Genomic DNA, 876 nt, shown 5'->3' on the forward strand with positions numbered 1-876 from the left:
AGGGGGCCGAAACACCCACCACGGGAGGCCCTCGATGCGACGGCCCAGCGGTGATCGCGGTTTGGGGCCGGGGTTGGGGCGTCAGCCCTCCCCAAACCGGTTTGGGGAGGATGACCGCGGTGCCGAGTTGGTTTGGGGAGGATCCAGGACGGCTTCGGGGGGTGGATCCTCCCCAGATGGACTTTTCGGAGGAGAGAGCTCTCCCCGAACCGGTTTGGGGAGAGCTCGTGCGGCAGGCTCTGAGGGGCGGTGATCGTCCGTGAACTGGGGCCGGCGCTGTCTCGCGGAGCGTCGGGGGGCCCCGATTTGCATCCGTCTGGTGAATGACAGTAATGTTCTTCTTGTTGGGAGCGGGTGCAGGACGCGGAAGCGGCCGGACCTCCTGACCACCCTCTAAGGAAGCGTAGCTGAGACGCGTCTACGGACTCGGATCGGCCGCTGAGACACGGGTGACTGGGACGAAATCGGCCGATTTGACCGGCTGGAATCGAAACAGTAATGTTTGGCGGGTTGCCCCGGAAGCTTGAATCGAAAGGTTCGGCTGCGGTGTGCGTCCGATTCTTGAGAACTCAACAGCGTGCCGAAAGTCAATGCCGAAATAAAGCATTAACCCCGTTCACTGGCATTGGACATTCTCTTAGCCCGGTCCATTCGGATTTGGGTGTGGGTTGTCTATGTTCGGTGACGGATTCCTTTGAATGTAATTTCTGGATTCAGTCAGTTTGATTGTCTCTGATGTTCAAAGGGTCAGTTCAAAGTTGTTGACTGTCCGGTGCCTCACTTGTGGGGTTTCGGTTGTCTATATTTTTCAACGGAGAGTTTGATCCTGGCTCAGGACGAACGCTGGCGGCGTGCTTAACACATGCAAGTCGAGCG

1 rRNA gene is annotated in these 876 nt (G+C 58.3%); it reads left to right on the forward strand.

Annotation, left to right across the window (positions count from 1 at the left end):
* Positions 1-808: 808 nt before the first annotated feature.
* Positions 809-876 (forward strand): 16S ribosomal RNA (locus tag ACFVWG_RS26040); the annotation flags it as partial.

Origin of the sequence: Kribbella sp. NPDC058245, from assembly GCF_042882005.1 — a bacterium.
Classification (GTDB): Bacteria; Actinomycetota; Actinomycetes; order Propionibacteriales; family Kribbellaceae; genus Kribbella.